Below are 19,519 nucleotides of genomic sequence, written 5' to 3' on the forward strand. Positions count from 1 at the left end.
GCCGCTTCAATCATGGTTAGTCTGCTAAGTATTATTAGTCTGCTTAATATTTACAATATTCAAAAAACAACATAGAGAAAATCTAATGACAGACCCAAGCTGGATTTATTCATATGGATTTTTAGGGATTAGGCTCTTTGATTTGCCTAGCTTTTTGATATGCTTGTTATTGATTGTGATTGCTGGTTATAAGTTTCGGGTGCCCTCTAACTATCAAGTCGTCCTTGCCTTACACTGTTTGCTACCTTTCGTCTTAAATGATGTGCTATTTAGTACGTCCTATATGGGCGATCAGTTCCGGTATTGGCGCGGAGTCAATGCGATAAGGACGGGCGAGATAGGGATTATGGAGGCGCTAACGAGTGGTGAAAACGTGTTGCAAGCCAGTGCTTTTTTTGCCCTCATGCCATTTCCTACTCCCGTTTCCGCCATTAGTTTAGGGTTTTATAATACCTTTCTTTATATCGTCTTATTCTTAGTTTTGTATGTCAAAAATATCTTTACTAAGGTATCCGTATGGTTTTATCTGTTGTTTCCTAGTGTTGCTTTATATACTGCTTTGAGCTTACGAGAAACGCCAATCTTCTTTTTTATGATTTTATCGATCGTTTTTGCTCGAGAATCTAAGTTTATTAAAAGTGCTCTTTGTACCATTCCCGTCTATCTAATCAAATTTCAGAATTTTTATATTTTAGCTCCTATAGTCCTGCTGTACTTTATTTTTAATGTCGCAAAAAAGGGTATGGGATTGGTCAAGGCTTTGATCATCGGCGCAATCAGTCTTGCCGCTTTGCTGCTCTCCGCGCCTGTCGCTATCCCGTTAGTCAATAAGTTTAGGGTCGCTATGTTTGTAGAGGATGGCGGTGATCCAGATAAGATCAGTCTCATCTCAGGAGCATCCGACTTTGTCTTTCAAGGGTTAACTTCAGGGCTGTATTTCTTATCAAAACCCTTTGTTTGGGAGGCGAGTAATGCTTTACAACTATTACAGTCTTTTGAGAATCTATTTATTCTTGCTATTTTATTTTTGATCACGCGTAAAGCTTGGTTAAAAAGCCCTGATAAACTAGCATTTTGGTTGTTATTTATGGTGCTATCGATGTCAGTCTACGGCTTAGTCGTTGCAAACTATGGTACCGCGGTTCGATACCGCTATGTATTTGTCGTGATTTATGTCTTATTCGTCTGCGCTGATTGTGACATTCGTACTTTATTCGAAAACAAAAACCCTGCTAAACAAAACCCGTCCACTAAGATAGATTAAAAAACCTCTCAATAATTTCTCTCTCAAGACATAAATAGAAATATTATTTATGTCTTTTCTATTGTAATCCTTAGAAATATTACCTATAGTATATTCATATATTTAAATATATGAATATAAGAATACAAACGCTGATATAGGTTTTAGAGTGTTGGTTTCAATAATAACCTTCACAACTGTCCTTTCAATATGACTCAAAACTAAGTTGAAGACATTATGACTACTATGAAAAGGTTTTTAATATTTTCTAACTATTTGCCTCACGTTTTAAATTTTAGAGGCAAGCTTTTGGCGTCTATTGCTCAATTAGGCTATGAGATACATGTCGTTGCTCCTGCCTTAGAGGACTATGCTACAGATCATAATACGCTCAAAGGCCTCGGCTATCACGTTCATCAGATCACTATGCAGCCCGTTGGAACTAATCCAATAAAAGATATAAAGACGCTTTTGGCCAGTTATCAGATCCTAAATAAAATCAAACCACAATATGTACTTGCTTACACCATTAAGCCTGTGGTGTACGGAACGTTAGCCGCATGGCTTGCCAAAGTACCTTATCGTTTTGTGCTGATATCGGGCTTAGGGTATACCTTTCAGCAAGTAGAAGAAACCAATAAGCGCAGCGTATTCCAGAGGTTTGTACACGCGCTATATCAACAAGCATTAGCTAAGTCTTCTAAAGTGTTTTTTCAGAATAAAGATGACTTAAATTTATTCAAAAAACTAAATATAGTGCAGTCAACTATTCCAACAGTAGTGGTCAATGGCTCAGGCGTTGATCTACATGACTTTGAGGTGTTGCCGTTACCAAGAGATGAGTGCAATCGCGTCAAACCTTCTTTCTTATTAATCGCCAGACTCCTCAAAGATAAAGGGGTGTTGGAATATATTGAAGCGTCCAAACGTATAAAAAAGGATCACTGTAATGCTGAGTTTCATCTTGTGGGCTGGATAGATGACAATCCAGCAGCGATTGAGCAGGCACAGTTAGATCAGTGGATAGCGAACGGCGATATCACTTACTGGGGAAAACTTAGCGATGTTCGTCCTGCTATAGCAGCAAGTTCGGTGTATGTATTGCCATCTTATCGCGAGGGTACCTCACGCTCGGTGTTAGAAGCTATGTCCATGGGGCGAGCAATTATTACCACCGATGCTCCGGGCTGTAGAGAAACGGTGGTCTCTGGCAAAAATGGGTATTTAGTTCCTGTGCAAGCAATTAATGAATTAACAAGTGCCATGCGCCAGTTTATAGACCATCCCTATCTGTATGAACAAATGGGCTTAGCTTCTAGAAACATCGCGGTAGATAAGTATGACGTCAAAAAAGTAAACACTCAGATGATAGCGGAGATGGGCTTAGGTTAGATTTTCACAATACAACGAAATTATGAGTCATCGTTTTAAGAACAATCGAATCTAATTGCTCTTTATTTTTACATTTACATGTCCTGATATAGCTGATTAAAAAAGAGGTATAGCGGCTTTAGGAGATGTCAAAAACTGATGAGGTCTAACTATGTTTAAAAGAACCCTCGATTTCAGTCTTGCTCTTACGGTCTTAATTCTACTGTTGCCTGTGTATCTTTTGGTAGCGTACAAGGTTAGGAGGAATTTTGGATCGCCTGTTATATTCTGTCAAACTCGGTCCGGCCTTAATGGTAAACCCTTTAAAATCTTTAAGTTTCGCACGATGAGTGACGAAAAAGATTCTGAAGGTAAGCTATTAGCTGATGAGTACCGATTAACTGATTTTGGTAAGAAACTTCGAGCGAGCAGTCTCGATGAGTTGCCACAACTATGGAACGTGCTCAAAGGTGAGATGAGTATAGTAGGCCCACGTCCTCAGCTTATGGAGTATTTGCCCCTATATAACTCAGAACAGTTTCGCCGGCATTTGGTGCTGCCAGGGGTCACGGGTTACGCGCAAATCAATGGTCGCAATAGTATCAGTTGGCAAAAGCGTTTTGAGCTTGATACTTGGTACGTTGACAACCAAACGCTGTGGTTGGATCTGACCATATTGATTAAGACGGTTAAGATGGTTATTAGTATGCACGGTATATGTGCAGAAGGCGAAGCTACCATGAGCCGGTTCACGGGTAATGCGAAGCCGCGTCGCTTATCGCGGAAAAATCAGGCATTGGTGGTAGCTCGTCCAAAGCTGTCAATCCAAAAGCGTCCAGAAACTGCGGGGTAGTATGCAGTAGGGCTGGACGCCCTAAAGTGTCTTTATAGCCGTCTTCCATAATCCAGCCTTTATCGAACAGCTGCCTTAACAGACTACTCGACAACGTCACTCCGCGCACGTACTCGATGTCGCTACGAGTGACGGGCTGCTTATAAGCAATGACGCTTAGCGTCTCAAGCAGCGCTTGGCTAAGACGCTGTTGCCGCTGTGGAAACACACGCTGAATAAGCGCGCTATAATCATCAGCAATTTGTAGCCGATAGCCACTTGCGGTTTTATGTAGTCTTAACACACTAGAGGTTAAGCGCTGTTGTAATTGCACTAAGGCCAGCTCCAGCTCTTTATTTGATAAAGATAAATGCCTTTTTAGCGCTTGCTCAGTGAGTGGCGCATCTGAGGCATGTAGCAGCACCTCTATCTGTAAGCTATGGTCTTTAGCATTAGAAATATCGTTATTTTTTACCATGTTTGCTCTGTTTAGGGGTAAGTTTAACTCCAACCGCGAACCCTACACCAACCATTGTAAAGTTAACGAGTTTATTTGGCTGGTCTCTTTATCACCTTCTGCATCACTATTAACCACACCCACTAACTGCCTTTTCATCAGCTCTAACACTGCCACAAAGCTTACTACTACGCCGATTTTTCCTTGAGATTTGTCTAATAGCTGATAAAAGGAGCGAGCACTGCCAGTGCTTAATTGGCGACTGATGCTAGCGATCCGATCAGATAAAGGTACCGCATCGACTTTGATGCTATGCATTTGATAATCAGGCTGCAATTGCATCTTAAATAAGCTATCGATCAGTAGGGTGGGTGAGTAGCTAGGTAGTTCAGCTTGCATCACTTCAAAGCTCGGTAGACTGACCATCGCTAAGAATACATCGCGCTCCAGGCGAACTAGCGCATCTAAGCGCCGGCTTGCCTCCTTAATCTGCGCGTAGGCCTCTAAGCGCTCAATCAGCTCAGCTTTGGGATCGCGCTCATCGGTTGGGGTTTGCGCTTTTGGTAGTAGTAGCTCTGTCTTGATCGCAATCAAAGTCGAAGCCATTAATAGGTAGTCGCCTGCGAGTTCAAAATGATCGCTATCAAGCTCGCTGATATAAGCCAAATACTGCTCAGTAATCGGCAGAATATCCATCTGTGTTAGATCGACATTGTTTTTTTTGACTAAATACAATAAAAAATCTAACGGCCCTGCGAACTGCTCAAGCCAAATGGCAAACGCCCCAGGCGGCACATATAGGTCCTCTGGCAGGTTTGCTACTGGCGTTTGATAAATTCGCAGCGTGGCATCAGCTGCATGAACATAACCTTGGTTGGTCAAATCAGAGGCAGTATCAGGCGCTAAACTAATCGTTGAAGGCATCTTTATCGGCTGACTAGCTAACGGATTATTTGAGTTTAGCTAGCGGGCGAATACCGATGGCGCGGCGCGTTTTATCTAACTGTTTACGGCTGTGACGGCGGGCCTTGTCTGCGCCCATTTGCAAGATTTCTTCTAGCTCTTTTGGATTGGCCATTAGCTCTTCATAACGCGCGCGAAAGGGTGCGATCTCATCGTTTATTTTATCAAACAAGACTTGCTTGGCATCACCCCAGCCGATACCGGCCGCAAATTGCGCGCGCATATCAGCGATCTCTGTCGGCGTTGCAAAGGCTTTATAAATTTCAAAGATAGCCGAAGCATCAGCGTCTTTTGGCTCATCAGGAAGTTGTGAGTTAGTGACAATTTTCATGATGGCTTTGTGCATTTGCTTCTCTGAGCTCACTTGCCCATTAGCCTCACCAAATAGCGGAATGGTATTGCTATAGCTCTTGCTCATTTTGCGGCCATCAAGGCCAGTAAGTAGTGGGATGTCGTCATCGACCACCGCACTTGGTAGCGTAAATAAAGGCTTGTATCTATGGTTAAAGGTGCCGGCGATATCGCGTGCCATCTCGATATGCTGGATCTGATCGCGGCCTACAGGGACATGAGTGGCGTTGAACATCAAGATATCAGCTGCCATCAGCACCGGATAGCCAAACAGACCCATCGTTATTCCTTGATCAGGATCAACGTCCGCTTTTTCAGTATTGATATCGACCGCCGCTTTATAGGCATGGGCGCGGTTCATAAGCCCTTTAGCACAAGAGCAATTCAAGATCCAAGCTAGCTCGGTGATCTCAGGAACATCGGACTGACGATAAAAAGTCACGCGCTCAGGGTCAAGACCGCAGGCCAGCCAAGTCGCGGCAATGGCTTTAGTAGACTCATGAATGATAGCGGGATCATAGCAGCCGATAATCCCGTGATAATCTGCTAAAAAGAAAAACGCTTCATCATCGCTGTTTTGAATGGACTCTATCGCTGGACGAATAGCACCAACATAGTTACCTAAATGCGGAATGCCGGTTGGTTTTATACCAGTCAAGATGCGTTTGCTTTGTGGTGAAGAGGCCGAATTATTATCGCTCATAAAAAGTCCATTGTGTTGTTACTAGTGTTTTATTAGAGGGGATATAGTCAGTTGAAAGTAAAACTGTTATAGATTTAAGCGCGCTACTGGTATAAATTTTGCTGGCGTGCTGCTTGCACAGAGGCTGCACAAAATTCATCCCAGCAGCGCTATGTCATTTTTAAAGTGTATCGACTATATCTACGCTTACGCGCGAAATATCAGTAGCAGAGTATAGCAAATTTAGTAGCGATATTGAGCGGGCAATAACACGCTGTTAGGTGATTACGCCTATTATTTATAAATATCCGTGCGACCCTTTGGACCATGTTTGAAGCGCCGATGAAACCACATCCACTGCGTCGGATCTATACGGATTAGGCTCTCTAGTATCTCATTGACCCGCGTGGCATCAGCGACCTCATCATTGCTTGGATAGTTCTCAAGCTTTGGAGTAATGGTCAGATGATAATGTGGGCGTTTGCCGCGCGGTAGATTATCAGGGGTCTGACGATAAGTATGCAGTGCCATCACCGCTGGTGGATGGGTTTTACTGCCAAGCTTTGCTAAGCGTCTCGCCATAGTAATAGTGGCGGCTGGTACCCCAAAAAATGGCGCCATCACCCCTTGCTTAAGGCCATAGTCTTGATCGGGTGAGTACCAAATCACATGACCCTCATTGATCGAATCAACTAAGCTGCGCATATCGCGGCTAGAGATCTGCTTACCAAAGATAGTCGTGCGACCGTTGTAGATGAACCAATCCAGTAGCGCGTTATTTTGCGTGCGATACATACAGTCGGTGGCAAAGAACTGAGTACAGAGCAAGCCGCCTAAATCGAGCATGGTGTAGTGAGCACCCAATAAAATGACCGCGCGCCCCTCATTTTGCGCATTAACCAGATGCTGCAACCCCGATATCGATACCGTTTTAGTAAACACATTAGGCCGAAACCAAGCACATAAAGTCTCAAACACACCGATACCTTGATTGACAAACACTTGCTTGGCCATCAGTGTCCGCTCAACTTCCGGTTTTTCTGGGAACGCAAGCTTTAGGTTAATCAGCGTATCACGGCGACGCGAGCCCGCTACTTTATACACCAAAACACCTAGCTTACGGCCTAGCCAAAACTGATAACGTAGTGGCAAATAGACCATCGGTAATACTAGCGCTAAAGCTAACCAAATACCCCAATACTTCGGCAATAAAAACTGCCACTGAAAAGGCTTTTTTTCAGCTTGAGCGGTTTTTTTTTGTGTCTCAGTGATGGTTGGCGTACCCACAGCTAGAGCCGGCGATTTTGCTGGCTGGCTAGAGACGCCATGTTGCGGGTTGGCTTTATTTTTAGCTTTACTAGGATCGTATTTTTCAGGGGCTTTCATAATAAGGATGCTGTAATAAAAGTTGCTATTATGATGGGGTAGATGAGCTTGCTTTACAAGATGAGTTTTGCTTGCAGCAGAGTTTTGTAGGCTAGCGCTTTAACTCAGCGCATTTGTTTATACCCTTAGCATTAAACGGCAGGTTACGCTTGAGCCAAGCCAGTTTATCGACCATTAGCTCTCTTCCACAAAAAAACCTTATAAGCAGCGAGCTACTTATAAGGTTGTGCAAATCTATGCTAATACTAGCTGCTACTCTTAATACTATCTGACGAGCAATAGAGTAGCAAACCAATAAGCAATAGCTTTGATTAACGTTTTGAGAATTGTGGGCGCTTACGTGCTTTACGTAGGCCGACTTTCTTACGTTCAACTTGACGTGAGTCACGAGTCACAAAACCAGCTGCTTTTAGTGCAGGCTTGTTGGTTTCGTCAAGCTCGATTAGGGCACGAGTGATACCGTGGCGAATCGCGCCTGCTTGACCACTGATACCGCCGCCTTTTACCGTGATGTAAAGGTCGTAAGCAGTAGGGGTTTCAAGTAGCTCTAATGGCTGACGAACAACCATGCGTGAGGTTTCACGGCTGAAATATTCATCAAGTGGCTTGCCGTTGACAACGATGCTACCGTTACCTTTCGCTAAAAATACACGAGCGGTAGACGTCTTGCGGCGACCAGTTCCGTAATTGCGTTCCATAAAATTATCCTTAGATGTCTAGTTCTTTAGGTTGCTGAGCTTCATGTGGATGCTCTGTACCCGCATATAATTTCAGCTTCTTGATCATCGCATAGCCAAGAGGACCTTTTGGAAGCATACCCTTAACTGCTTTGTGTAGAACATCTTCAGGCTTATGTGCAAGCAGCTTATTGAAGTTGGTTTCTTTGATACCACCTGGGTAGCCACTGTGACGATAGTACTTTTTATCTTGCGCTTTTTTACCCGTTACTGTGATCTTATCAGCGTTGATGACGACAATGAAGTCACCAGTATCAACATGCGGAGTAAAAGAAGGCTTATGCTTGCCACGTAAGCGAGTAGCGATTTGCGTGGCTAAGCGACCAAGGGTTTTGCCGTCAGCATCGACAACATACCAGTCATGGGTCACTTCAGCTGGTTTTGCACTAAGTGTTTTCATGATAAAACCTTAAATTTAGAATTCGTTGAGAGTTTAGCTGGGAACGGGGCTCTCAAAAAACAGACTGCACATTATAAGCAGTAGCGCTCCTGCTTGCAAGCGCCAATGGGGTTTATTTTGTCCTGCATTACATTAAACAGTCATATTCAGCAGGTTTTGTACTTTTTGGCATTAAAGATCTTAACACATTATCATTATTTCTTGATGAGATGTTGTGACAATAGTAAAAAGCAGTGAGATGATTATGACGCTGACAGCTGATAAAGTCCAGCAACAACTTGACCTACTTTGCTTTGTTTTAGACAAGTAAAACCAGTTATTGACTGCACATCCTTATTATCACTTAGAGTCTCGGCTAATTGCGCCAATTGAACAGTTAAGTCTTTATCGGCTTCCAAATAAATCAGGGTTTCGCTTGTGAGCAGTTCTTGCTCGATTAGCGTACTCAAAATAGGCTGCCACAGATCGTCTGCGTACGGCGGATCGATAAAGATAATATCAAACGGTTGGGTGAAATCCTGTTTTTGTGTCAGGACATTTTCAGCTTTACCAGACCTTATGCTAAAGCTGTCCGCTTCTAGACGTAGCTGCTCAGCATTCTGTGAGAGCCGCTGTGCTTGTGCTGGGTTGGCTTCAATAAAAGTGCAATGCGCCGCGCCGCGAGACAAAGCTTCAAAACCTAAGACGCCGCTACCCGCGCAGCTGTCTAATACGCGCGCGCCATGTATATCCGCGAGTAGCCAATTAAATAGCGTCTCACGCAGGCGATCTGGAGTTGGACGCAGGCCTTCACCATCGATAAAGGTGACATTACGCCGCTTAAACTGACCACCGATGATACGGACACAACCTGCAGCTTGTGGTTGCGCTTTTGATGTGGCGTCTTTTGATCTACCAGTCTTTGATTTTGATACTCTTGCTTTTTGGGCTTGCGACTGGCGTACTGCTGAGGATTTTTTCATAATAAAAAAGGTTAAATCAAGGTTGTTTTAGAGAGTAGGGGTAGCGGCAGTTAGCAGAGCCTTTTCTTCCAAAGCCGCAGCCTCCGCTTCGGCTGCTGCTTTCGCCTCCGCTTCACGAATAGCATCAAGGCGCGCTTTTTCTATCGCTTTATGACGCTTGATGATTTTTAGCTGATCTGCAGTCGGCGGCATAATAGGGTCTTTACTGCGCTGCATCACCCAGTAATCAAAGAGCTCTCGTCCGATAGGCGCGGCAACAGCACTACCGCCGCCGCCATTTTCAACCAGTACCGCTAGCGCAATGCTTGGGTTCTCAACTGGTGCAAAACCGGTAAACCAAGCATGATCCCAATGGCGTTTATCGAGAGCCGATTTATCATAACTTTTACCCTGCGCAATGGATTTTACCTGAGCGGTTCCGGTTTTGCCCGCGATACGATACTTCTTGGTGTAGATACCACGTGCGGTACCACTCTTCACCGTGTCTTCCATAGCATCATGCATGCGTAGCCAGTCGGATGGCTTACCATTATAAGCAATCTTGCCATCAGGTTTGCTAATGACTTTGACTGCTGCTGCCCCTTCACTGCTTTTTAGTAGATGCGGCGTGATATGATTGCCTTTGCTAGCCGTCATCGCGGTAGCATTAGCGACTTGTAACGGTGTTGCTAAAAAATATCCTTGACCGATACTCACCGAGATCGTCTCGCCCGGCAGCCAGTCTTTATCATAGCGATCTTTTTTCCATTTAGGCGAAGGCATAATGCCGGACTTTTCGTTAGGCAAATCAATACCGGTGCGCTCGCCAAAACCAAACTCAGCCATCCAGTCATGCAGGCGCTGAATACCCATCTCATAAGCCAGCTTGTAATAATAAGTATCGACAGACATCATAATCGATTTTTTAAGATCAACGGTACCATGACCGCCGCGTTTCCAATCGCGAAAACGATGTGAGTCCCCGGGCAAGCTAAAATAACCGGGGTCATAAATAGTGGTTTCCCAATTACGCAGACCGTAATGGATACCGCCTAACCCTGCAAAAGGCTTAATAGTAGACGCTGGTGGATACATACCTTGCAAGGCACGATTGTATAGCGGTTGATCGATATCGTCGCGTAGTGCACCGTAATCTTTAAACGAGATACCAGAGATAAAAGGATTGGGATCGTAGCTTGGGTTACTCACAAAGGCTAGCACATCACCATTTTGAGGATCTATGGCGACGATAGCACCACGCCTGCCGTCTAGCTGCTCTTGCGCTACTTTTTGTAGACCATAATCCAAGCTCAAGGTAATATCATTGCCAGCGATAGGCGGCTTAGTCTCCAACTGACGGAGAATATTACCATGGGCGTCAGTCTCCACCGACTGGTAGCCGGGCTCGCCTAGCAAGATATCCTCGTAATAATCTTCGATACCGATTTTGCCAATCAGATCTGTACCCGCATAACGATCCTTATCGATACGCTTGGTTTCTTTATCATTAATCCGGCCAACATAACCGATCACATGAGCAAACAGCTCATCATAAGGATAAGAGCGGGTAAGCTTACTTTGAATAGTCACACCCTGAAAAAAAGGCTTACGCTCACTAAACTGTGCTAGTTGGGTCTCCGTTAAGTCGATTTTGACGGTGACGGGGTCTCTTTTGCTTTTATGTAACCGCGCTAAAATATCGGTAATATCATTCTCGCTCAAATCAAAAATAGGAGCGAGTAGCGCGAGAACGCGTTCAGGATCTTCGACAACATCAGGGTTAATCATCGCGGTAAATACCGGCTGATTATCCGCGAGCAGAATACCGTTACGATCATAGATATAGCCGCGGCTAGGAGGGGCAGAGATCAGCTTAATACGGTTATTGTCCGCCTGCGTACTGTACCGATCGTGAGCATAGACCTGTAAAAATCCATAACGCACTATCAAGCCGCTCAAACCCAAAAAAATCAGCACTCCAAGGATAATAATCCGCCGCATAAAAATGCGATTGATCTGTTCAGTATTTGGAGTGAGCGGTTTATTCATAGAAGATCGATACCTAAAGCGAAAGGGACGGCACCTAGGGCGCTTAGTAGAGAGATTGCAGCAAATATATAGGATACTGACAAAAATAACAATAATAATTTCAAACACATAGCGAGTGTTTATTGTGTTAAGTCGTATTATCATCCAAGCTGCAAGGCGCAGATTATAACAGAGACCGCTCGCTAAATATAAAACGATCAACCTGTAGCAAGCCCTGTATTCCATAATGAGCATTCAATAATAAGCTTTACAGGCAGTGCCGCTAGATAATGACTACCGTGAAAAGGCTTGTAACCCATTTGTTTAGGCGCTTACTATACATCAATATTTTAAATCAGTAGAGCCAACTGAGCTTCACTAAAAGTGTCGCCTACGGTCATAACTTCCATAGGCTATATGGGTGCTAAAAAATAGCAAGTATGTTAAAATCAGGCGGTTTTATGGCCGGTATCAAAATGGTATCAACGCCCTAATAAAAACTTACTAGTATAAACACAACAGTATAAACGCAATAGACTGACAATAACCTTTATATAAGGGACGTGCAAAGTCATGGACGTAACCTCAATATGGCAGATGCTCGCTGAGCATCCAGAATTCCTTGCTATGCTGACTATTCCGCCAGTGACCGCTTTTGTCACTTGGGTACACGTATGGATGGCATTGAAAATGCTGTTTTATCCTATAAAGTTTTGGGGTATTCGCATTCCTAACTTTCCCTTCTTTGGTTTACCAGGGATAGGATGGCAAGGTATCGTACCGCGTAAAGCGGGGAAGATATCAGGGGTTATCGTCGATCAGACGCTCTCAAAGCTTGGCTCATTAGATGAGTTTTTTAAAGCGATGGAGCCTGAGCAAATGGCGGTTTTTATCACCGAAAAGGTCGATGAAAACCTTGAGACGCTCATCGATGAGATTATGCTTGAACGCTCAGAGACCTTGTGGGGTAATATTCCTTACGCCATAAAACGCCGTATTTATAATCAGGCGCACAAAGCCCTACCAGAGATTATGCAGTCTTTGGTATTGGATTTGACCAATAACGTCGAAGACTTAGTTGATATGCGCCAGATGATCGTCAATACGATGGAGAACGATCGACGCTTGATGGTCAATATGTTCTTACGGGTCGGGCAAAAAGAGATTAACTTTATTTGGCATATTAGTGCGCTCATTGGCTTAGTATTCGGCCTGATTCAGATGTTTATCTTCTTAGTCGTGCCGCAGCATTGGACCGTTCCTTTCTTTGCCGCTATCTGGGGCTTTTTGACCAACTGGATCGCTATTTGGATGGTATTCAATCCAGTAGAGCCACGCTTTATTCCTTATGTGAAGTTTTTTAAACGCAGTAGCCGCTTTCCCTTCTTAGTGCCACAGCTACCGCATATCGCTCAGTTTCGCTTTCAAGGCGGCTTTATGAAGCGTCAAGAAGAGGTCTCTGAGGTTTTTGCTGAGATTGTCGTCAAAGACTTAGTGACACTTGAGAACATCATGAATGAGATGATGTATGGTGCGCGTGCAAATGAGACACGCATGTTGATGAAATCGCACCTTTATGAGCTGTTAGAGTCGCCTGTCATCAAGACTTCCTTACGTGTGAGCTTAGGACGACGCGAGTTTGGGAAACTCAAAAACACCATTATCGATAAGTCGATTAGTGCCACGATGGTACCGATACGCGATCCTGAGCTTAATGAGAGCCGCGCTAGTAAGATTTTTGGTCTATTTCGCGACCGCATTCGCGCTTTGACCCCGCATGAGTTTCAAAACTTGCTGCGACCCGCCTTTCGAGAGGATGAGATGACGCTGATTGTACTCGGCGGTTTGACTGGGTTTTTAGCCGGTTGGCTCCACTTAGTATTGGTGTTTTTCCCCGCTGTGGGTTAGGTCCTTTATATCCAAGTCAGGATAAAAACTGCGATAAACAACGCCATAATCAAAAGACAATATAACGAATAGCGATCGCTGCATTTATTGAGCAGTTATAAATTCTTGAACCGTATTACACTCACGGCGACAAAAAGTAAACGACAATGTTATCAAGCAAAACCTGAAAGATAAGCAGCTAAAGATGGTGAGCTTATGCCGCTTAATGGCGGTTTGAGGTTTTGCGCTAAAGTAGACAAGGTTGGACTGTATGTTGATCACAGAATTGGGTTATTTTGCCTTGCTTGCCGCTTTTGTATTGGCAATATTGCAAGTCGTATTACCAACCATTGGCGTTATGCGTCATCAAGTCGCTTGGCAGCGCTTGGCTCCAAGTCTGGCTTGGGCGCAGCTTGCCGCTATGATCGTGTCGTTTGGCGCGTTGATGGCAGGCTTTTATTATAATGATTTTACTCTGGTCTATGTGGCTCAGCACTCCAATACTTTGCTACCTTGGTACTATAAGCTATCCGCGACATGGGGCGGGCACGAAGGCTCGCTACTGCTTTGGATGACTATCATGGCCACATGGTGCGCCTTAGTTTCCTACTTTAGCCGCGGTCTGCCGTTATCTATGCGTGCTCGAGTGCTAGTAATATTAGCAGCGGTACAGCTAATGATGCTCGCGATGCTGATCTTTACTTCATCGCCATTTGAGCGCACTCTGCCTAACCTACCAGTAGATGGCGCTGATCTAAACCCAGTGCTACAAGACTTTGGTCTGATTATCCATCCGCCTATGCTCTATATGGGCTATGTTGGTATGGTAGTACCTTTTGCTTTTTGTATGGCAGCACTATGGGAAGGTCGTCTGGATGCGGTATGGACCCGTTGGTCACGGCCTTGGGCGCTAGCAGCTTGGGGCTTTTTGACGATTGGTATCGCCCTTGGCTCTTGGTGGGCTTATTATGAGCTTGGTTGGGGCGGCTGGTGGTTTTGGGATCCGGTAGAAAACGCTTCCTTGATGCCGTGGTTGGCAGGGCTTGCACTGTTGCACTCGTTGGCGGTAACTGAAAAGCGCGGCGTGTTTAAAGCTTGGACCATCATGCTCGCTATTTTTGCTTTTGCGCTGAGTTTATTAGGGACATTTTTGGTGCGCTCTGGGGTTATTACCTCAGTGCATTCGTTCGCTGCTGACCCAACTCGCGGATTAGTGATTTTGGTGATTTTGGGTATTATTATTGGTGGCGGCTTACTGATGTTTGCGGTACGGGGTTGGCGCTTGACGGTTGAGAGCCAATATCAGCTGATATCGCGAGAGTCGTTTTTGGTTATTAATAACGTCATTATTTTGATCTCAACCTTAGTAGTGCTGTTGGGAACGCTTTATCCTATCATCGCTGACGCCTTTAATTTAGGTCAGGTCTCTGTAGGCCCTCCTTATTTTAACGCTTTATTTGTCCCCTTAACTTGGCTGCTATTGATAGCGATGGGTATGGGCTCTAATATTCGCTGGAAAAAAGACAAGCGGCCTTTGTTAGGCGTGGGAATGGTCATTGCAGTCAGCAGTTTAGTCCTAGCCGCAATTATTGCCTACTTTGCTCATCCGTCCTCTATGCTCAACATCGGCGTGACTTTAGCGGTGAGCTTTTGGGTACTCTTATGGATGGTAATTGATTTTAGAGATAAGACCAAAAACGCATCTAATCTCTTGAAAGGTTTACAACAACTACGCCTAAGCTATTGGGGTCAGCAAGTCGCTCATATAGGCGTGCTGATAGCAGTGATTGGAGTGGCTTTTACGACCAGTCTGAGCATCGAGCGTGATGTTGCTATGGCTGAGGGCGATACTGTCAATGTTCAAGGCTACGACTTTAGCTTGAGGGACTTTCGTGAGATCAAAGCCAGTAATTTTGATGCGACGCAAGCAGAAGTGGCTGTCAGTAAAAACGGTCGGGCAGTGGCGACGCTAACGCCCGAAAAGCGCACGTATATTATCAGTACGATGCCGACCACCGAGGCGGCGATTGATGCTAGCTTAATGCGTGATGTCTATGTGGCACTTGGCGAGCCTATCGCTGAGGGTAGTAATGAGTGGGCCTTGCGTATCTATGTCAAGCCGCTGATTCGCTGGATCTGGCTTGGCGCTATTATCATGGCCTTAGGCGGACTACTCAGTATGCTCGATAAGCGTTACCGTATCAAAAAACCGAAAGGCTCTTTATTAGAGGCTAATAGTACCGGCGCTGTTCGTACGGTAGAAACGGCAACACAAGCAGCAAGTGCGGAGGAGAGGTAAGATGAATAAAAAACAGCTAAAAATATGGTTTTTGATTCCGCTGCTAGTGTTTGTTGGGGTGCTTTATCTACTAGGAAACCAGTTAGGTAAGCCGACTGAAGTGGTTATGAATACCGCGCTTGAGCGTCCAGTGCCTGACTTTAAGCTGCCTTTATTATCAGATACTAGCCGTATTATGACTAACGAGAATCTGCCTGATGAGCCTTTTTTGATGAATGTTTGGGGCTCTTGGTGCCCAACTTGTATCGTTGAGCATCCTTTTTTGATGGAGCTTGAGGAGCGCGGTGTTAATCTGGTTGGTGTGAATTATAAAGATGAGATCGGTAATGCGCTGAGCTATCTAAACCGCGGCGGCGACCCTTTTTCGATGTCTATTCAGGATTCATCGGGTCAGTTTGCTTTAGATTTAGGCTTAACCGGCGCCCCTGAGACCTTTGTGGTAGATGGTAATGGCGTTATTCGTCAGCATATTATTGGTGAGATTAATGAAGCCAATTGGCAAGACCGTATCACTCCTTGTTTGATGGTCCTCAATGAAGCCAATAAGACCAATGCCATTCCTGGTGCCAGTCAAGTTGCGGAGGCCTGTCAGTGATGATTCATATTCTACTCAGAGTAGCCAGTGTCATGTTAGCGTGTCTGCTGAGCCTAGCGAGCTTACCGAGTTACGCAGCTATTGATGTCTATGATTTTGACTCCCCGCAGCAAGAAGCGCAGTATCGCGGTCTTATCGAAGAACTGCGTTGCCCAAAATGCCAGAACCAAAACTTGGCAGGCTCAGATGCCCCTATTGCCCAAGACCTAAAGCAAAAGACCTTTGACTTAGTCAAAGAGGGCCGCAGCGATGGTGAGATACGCAGTTACATGCAAGAGCGTTATGGTGACTTTATCAGTTATAAGCCGCCAGTCCGTCCTTCCACTTGGATTCTATGGTTCTTTCCGCCTTTATTGCTGATTGTATTAATCGGCGGTTGGTTTTGGCAAAGTAAACGCCGACAGGTTACGGCCCGTGGCCAAAACCGAGTAAAGGTTGAAAGTACGACTGCGGCACTCACCCCGGCAGAAAAAGCAGAACTAGATCGTCTATTATCGCGTGCCAATACCAGTACTGATAGCATCGATCATGATATCTCAAGCCCAGAGGACAAAAAATGACCCTATTTTCTACTATCGGCTTATTTATTGCTCTAAGCTTATTTATTGCGCTGATTTTTGCGGTTATCGCTATTACGCCGTGGCTACGCGCCGCGCGTATTAAGGCAAATCCGGTAGACAATCAACTGCTAGATATCAACGTCGCCGTATTTCGTGAGCGTTTGGCTGAACTAAAAAGCGATAAAGACAACGGAACTATCGACGACAGTCATTATCAAAACCAAAAGCTTGAGCTTGAGCGCCAGTTGCTAGATGCTCAGCGAGAAGTTACTCCTATGGTTGCGCCAGGGATCAAAAGCCGTTTAATCGTGATGGTTTGGGTGCCAGTATTAGCCGCTATGGCTTATCTATTGATCGGCAATCGTACCCCGGTATTTGAACTATGGACCGCTGAGGACAAAGTTGGTCAAGTCGCTGATGATCTTTTAACCGGTAAAATTGATCAGCCACCCGCTTGGGCGATTGAAGATGGCAGACAGCTCATCAGCGCGATGCAGACCAATGTCTATCGCCATGCTGATGACCCAGATCGTTGGATGCGTCTATCAGAGCTATTCTTATCATTAGAAGCCACACCTTCCGCGATAGAAGCGCTGTCTCGCGCCTATCGCTTATCGCCCGAAAACGAAGAGATCGCGACGAGTTACGCGCAGATTAGTTTCTTCGCCAATGAAGGTCAGCTCGATGCCAATATTCGTAGAGTATTGCAAGACGTACTTGTCGAAAACCCGCAGCACGAAGGCGCGCAAATGCTGATGGCAATGGGCGAGGCGCGTAGTAGTAACTTCGATGAAGCTCAAGGCTGGATTAGCCGTTTGCGAAATAGCATTGCCGCTAAGCCTGGCGATCATAGCCGCGCACTAGCCAGCCTAGATGAATTGAGCGCTAATGTTAGCGCGCAAAAAGCGCAAGCAGCGCAAGGTATCGATGTCACGGTTATGATCAACTCGAGCTTATTGCCATTAGTGAAAGGGGATGATGTGCTCTTTGTGGCGATACGTGATGTCAACGGCGGACCACCTTTCGCTGCTAAGCGTCTGCCTATTTCGGTGGTTAAGCAAGGCGAAGCAAATGTTAGCTTAAGCGATCTAGATGCTATGATGCCTGAGCGTACTTTAGCCTCTGCACGCGCGAACAAGACACAGCTGGCAGTGATTGCCCGTATTAGCCATAGCGGTAATGCGGTTGCTGAATCTGGAGACTTATCTGGTAATCCGGTCGTGATCAGCGCCGATCAAAATCAAGTCAATGTCGAGATTAATCAGCAAGTTCCTTAGATTATTGAGCAAGTGTCTTAGATAAATTCGCCTTAATTTTATTACGAACAGCGTGTCAAAGCTAAGTGTTTTACTAGTCGCTTTGGCGCGCAATTGCTTTACATGAACAGTAAAGTCATAGCAACTTTGGCAATATAAGACAAAAAAACTTGAGCTTTATAAAAGCACAAGGTAAGGTATGGCTTGCAATTCACCAATCCCTATGTCTTGTAAATTTTTCTAGAACTTTCAAACCCCATCTATTGAGGAGAAACGTATAATGATGCGTATTATTTTGCTAGGTCCCCCTGGCGCCGGTAAAGGTACCCAAGCCCAGTTCATCTCAAAAGAGTATGATATCCCGCAAATCTCCACAGGTGATATGCTACGCGCTGCGATCAAAGAAGGTACTGAGCTTGGTAAACAAGCGCAAGGCGTGATGAATGCAGGCGGTCTCGTTTCTGATGACCTAATCATCAACTTAGTCCAAGAGCGTCTCGCTAAGCCTGACTGCGCCAATGGCTGTATATTAGATGGGTTCCCGCGCACCATTCCACAGGCGCAGGCCCTTGCTGAAGCGAATGTCGCCATCGACCATGTGATTGAAATTAGCGTTCCTGATGACGAAATCGTCAAGCGTTTATCCGGTCGTCGTCAGCATGCCGACTCAGGTCGTATCTATCATATCGATCACAATCCGCCAAAGGTTGAAGGCGTCGATGACGTTACCGGTGAGCCGCTTATTCAGCGCCCAGATGATAAAGAAGAGACCATTCGTGAGCGCTTAGCCACTTATCATCAGCAAACCTCTGCTTTGGTCGGTTTTTATCAAGACAAAGCCAAAGAAGGCGCGGATACTCCTGATTATGATAAGTTTGACGGTACCCAAGCGATTGATGAAGTAAGAGAGCAGATCTTAGCCGCGTTAAAAGACTAAACGGCTAGCAATAAGCTAATACTTGCTTATATCAGTGCATAAAAAAACCGCCTAACTCATGAGTTAGGCGGTTTTTATTTTATCAATTGATTGGTTCAATCTAGTCTATTCAATGTAGGCTTACGCTTTACCTTGCGCATCGACTTGAGCTTGCTCTTGGCTTTGGGCATAAGCTTGGTCGAAGTTGACCGGCGCGAGTAGTAACTGCGGGAAGCTGCCACGAGTGACGATATCGCTGATCACTTCACGCGCATAAGGGAACAAAACATTAGGGCAATATGCGCCTAGGATTTGTCCGATTTGATCTTCTGGAATATCTTTTAATAAGAAAATACCGGCTTGATGCACTTCCGCGATAAACGCTGGTGCTTCCGCGTTTTTGGCATTGACACTTACGGTTAAAGTCACTTGGTAATGATCGTCGTCTAACTTCTCAGCATTGCTTGATAGATTGATGTCTAGCTCTGGGTTCCACTCTTTGGTGAATACATCAGCGCCAGGCACTTCAAGTGACATATCTTTGACATAAATGCGCTCTAACGCTAGTTGGGGTTGTGCTTGTTCTTCAGCCATGGTATTTCCTCTAAAAATTAA

At 45.0% G+C, this 19,519-nt stretch carries 17 protein-coding genes and 1 pseudogene; 9 read left to right on the forward strand and 9 right to left on the reverse strand.

The window, feature by feature from the left end; translation table 11 throughout:
* Nucleotides 1-85 precede the first annotated feature (85 nt).
* From ACTXGJ_RS09325 to ACTXGJ_RS09335, 3 genes and pseudogenes are all read left to right on the forward strand, one after another.
* Nucleotides 86-1,264 (forward strand): hypothetical protein, encoded by a 1,179-nt coding sequence (locus tag ACTXGJ_RS09325; protein WP_443565744.1) that lies wholly within the window; start codon nucleotides 86-88, stop codon nucleotides 1,262-1,264.
* A gap of 225 nt (nucleotides 1,265-1,489) precedes the next feature.
* Entirely contained in the window at nucleotides 1,490-2,635 is a 1,146-nt protein-coding gene (locus ACTXGJ_RS09330) for a glycosyltransferase family 4 protein (protein ID WP_443565780.1), read from the forward strand.
* A gap of 151 nt (nucleotides 2,636-2,786) precedes the next feature.
* A pseudogene (locus tag ACTXGJ_RS09335) lies at nucleotides 2,787-3,374 on the forward strand (sugar transferase); the annotation flags it as partial.
* Here the strand turns inward: ACTXGJ_RS09335 and scpB are convergent.
* From scpB to mrdA, 8 genes are all read right to left on the reverse strand, one after another.
* Nucleotides 3,364-3,924 carry an SMC-Scp complex subunit ScpB gene (gene scpB / locus ACTXGJ_RS09340; protein WP_439243584.1) on the reverse strand — a complete coding sequence of 187 codons (561 nt, stop codon included), beginning with the start codon at nucleotides 3,922-3,924 and terminating at the stop codon, nucleotides 3,364-3,366. The pseudogene ACTXGJ_RS09335 and the gene scpB sit on opposite strands and share 11 nt — an antisense overlap.
* Nucleotides 3,925-3,966: 42 nt before the next feature.
* On the reverse strand, nucleotides 3,967-4,827 hold the full coding sequence (locus tag ACTXGJ_RS09345; RefSeq protein ID WP_439243581.1) for a segregation and condensation protein A: 861 nt from the start codon (nucleotides 4,825-4,827) through the stop codon (nucleotides 3,967-3,969).
* Between the two features lie 25 nt (nucleotides 4,828-4,852).
* Entirely contained in the window at nucleotides 4,853-5,920 is a 1,068-nt protein-coding gene (trpS, locus tag ACTXGJ_RS09350; protein WP_439243578.1) for a tryptophan--tRNA ligase, read from the reverse strand.
* Nucleotides 5,921-6,193: 273 nt separating this feature from the next.
* On the reverse strand, nucleotides 6,194-7,285 hold the full coding sequence (locus tag ACTXGJ_RS09355) for an LpxL/LpxP family acyltransferase (protein ID WP_443565745.1): 1,092 nt from the start codon (nucleotides 7,283-7,285) through the stop codon (nucleotides 6,194-6,196).
* A gap of 311 nt (nucleotides 7,286-7,596) precedes the next feature.
* Complete coding sequence (rpsI, locus tag ACTXGJ_RS09360; RefSeq protein WP_443565746.1) at nucleotides 7,597-7,983, reverse strand: 30S ribosomal protein S9; 387 nt, start codon at nucleotides 7,981-7,983, stop codon at nucleotides 7,597-7,599.
* 10 nt (nucleotides 7,984-7,993) lie between these two features.
* The gene (gene rplM / locus ACTXGJ_RS09365) at nucleotides 7,994-8,422 is read right to left on the reverse strand and encodes a 50S ribosomal protein L13 (RefSeq protein ID WP_439243570.1); all 429 of its coding nucleotides are present in this window, start codon (nucleotides 8,420-8,422) and stop codon (nucleotides 7,994-7,996) included.
* Between the two features lie 242 nt (nucleotides 8,423-8,664).
* Nucleotides 8,665-9,384 (reverse strand): 16S rRNA (guanine(966)-N(2))-methyltransferase RsmD, encoded by a 720-nt coding sequence (rsmD, locus tag ACTXGJ_RS09370; protein ID WP_443565747.1) that lies wholly within the window; start codon nucleotides 9,382-9,384, stop codon nucleotides 8,665-8,667.
* A gap of 27 nt (nucleotides 9,385-9,411) precedes the next feature.
* Nucleotides 9,412-11,412 (reverse strand): penicillin-binding protein 2, encoded by a 2,001-nt coding sequence (gene mrdA, locus ACTXGJ_RS09375; RefSeq protein WP_443565748.1) that lies wholly within the window; start codon nucleotides 11,410-11,412, stop codon nucleotides 9,412-9,414.
* A 552-nt stretch (nucleotides 11,413-11,964) separates the two neighbouring features.
* Here mrdA and ACTXGJ_RS09380 point away from each other — a divergent pair.
* The 6 genes from ACTXGJ_RS09380 to adk all read left to right on the forward strand — a co-directional run bounded on the left by ACTXGJ_RS09380 (nucleotide 11,965) and on the right by adk (nucleotide 18,925).
* Nucleotides 11,965-13,299 (forward strand): hypothetical protein, encoded by a 1,335-nt coding sequence (locus ACTXGJ_RS09380; protein ID WP_439243562.1) that lies wholly within the window; start codon nucleotides 11,965-11,967, stop codon nucleotides 13,297-13,299.
* A gap of 250 nt (nucleotides 13,300-13,549) precedes the next feature.
* A complete protein-coding gene (locus ACTXGJ_RS09385; protein WP_443565749.1) occupies nucleotides 13,550-15,577 on the forward strand; it encodes a heme lyase CcmF/NrfE family subunit in 2,028 nt (675 codons plus the stop codon).
* A 1-nt stretch (nucleotide 15,578) separates the two neighbouring features.
* Complete coding sequence (locus ACTXGJ_RS09390; protein ID WP_439243557.1) at nucleotides 15,579-16,172, forward strand: DsbE family thiol:disulfide interchange protein; 594 nt, start codon at nucleotides 15,579-15,581, stop codon at nucleotides 16,170-16,172.
* Nucleotides 16,173-16,204: 32 nt separating this feature from the next.
* The gene (locus tag ACTXGJ_RS09395; RefSeq protein WP_443565781.1) at nucleotides 16,205-16,732 is read left to right on the forward strand and encodes a cytochrome c-type biogenesis protein; all 528 of its coding nucleotides are present in this window, start codon (nucleotides 16,205-16,207) and stop codon (nucleotides 16,730-16,732) included.
* Nucleotides 16,729-18,009: a c-type cytochrome biogenesis protein CcmI gene (ccmI, locus tag ACTXGJ_RS09400; protein WP_443565751.1), complete on the forward strand. Its 1,281-nt coding sequence runs from the start codon at nucleotides 16,729-16,731 to the stop codon at nucleotides 18,007-18,009. Before ACTXGJ_RS09395 ends, ccmI begins: the two co-directional genes overlap by 4 nt.
* 262 nt (nucleotides 18,010-18,271) lie before the next feature.
* Nucleotides 18,272-18,925 (forward strand): adenylate kinase, encoded by a 654-nt coding sequence (gene adk / locus ACTXGJ_RS09405; RefSeq protein ID WP_439243823.1) that lies wholly within the window; start codon nucleotides 18,272-18,274, stop codon nucleotides 18,923-18,925.
* 120 nt (nucleotides 18,926-19,045) lie between these two features.
* Here the strand turns inward: adk and secB are convergent, their stop codons facing one another.
* Nucleotides 19,046-19,498, reverse strand: a complete 453-nt coding sequence (gene secB, locus ACTXGJ_RS09410) for a protein-export chaperone SecB (protein ID WP_025647134.1) — start codon at nucleotides 19,496-19,498, stop codon at nucleotides 19,046-19,048.
* Nucleotides 19,499-19,519: the final 21 nt, after the last annotated feature.

The sequence above is a fragment of the Psychrobacter sp. 1Y11 genome (assembly GCF_052259045.1).
GTDB lineage: Bacteria > Pseudomonadota > Gammaproteobacteria > Pseudomonadales > Moraxellaceae > Psychrobacter.